Source organism: Ralstonia sp. VS2407 (assembly GCF_052950655.1).
This window is the reverse complement of the sequence record NZ_JBRFVG010000208.1, coordinates 1-485: the sequence shown is the minus strand read 5'-3', so window position 1 is coordinate 485 and position 485 is coordinate 1. Positions and strand designations below refer to the sequence as shown.

At 66.4% G+C, this 485-nt stretch carries 1 protein-coding gene; it reads right to left on the bottom strand.

What is annotated here, in order from left to right:
* A partial coding sequence (locus ACU8YE_RS24650) for a hypothetical protein (protein ID WP_446930062.1) occupies nucleotides 1–369 on the bottom strand: 369 nt, incomplete at its 3' end.
* Between the last annotated feature and the right edge of the window lie 116 nt (nucleotides 370–485).

The following is a 485-nucleotide window of genomic DNA, read 5'->3' as shown; positions in this document are numbered from 1 at the left end:
GAGGCCGAGGAGCCCGAGACCGCCCATGCCGAGCACCTTCAGGCCGATCAGTCGACTGACGCCCCAGCCGGGAGGGTTGCCGGCCACGTCGAGGCGGTACTGAAGCTTCTGCGCCGTGTCGGCCCGGGTGAGCTTGCGCCCCAGCGTCACGAGACGATCCCCCAGCGGTCCCAGGACCCGCTCGGCGAAGGGTCGTTCGAGCTCGGCCTCCCTCATGGCGGCGGGGGCGGCGTCCAGCGCCTGGATGGCCCCGATCGAGCGGGCGACACCGCGGCGCTCACTACTGGCGACACCGATCAGGCTCAGGACGAGGGTGATGGCAGCGAACACCATGCCCGCGCCGAGCAACAAGAACAGGGTGGATGACATGACTAGACCTCCACCTTTGCCATCTTGTTCATTGCGAACCCACCGAGGAACAGGAAGAACCCTGCGATCGCCAGGATGACCCATCCAATGGCAGTGGTCCACAGGACTTCGATGTA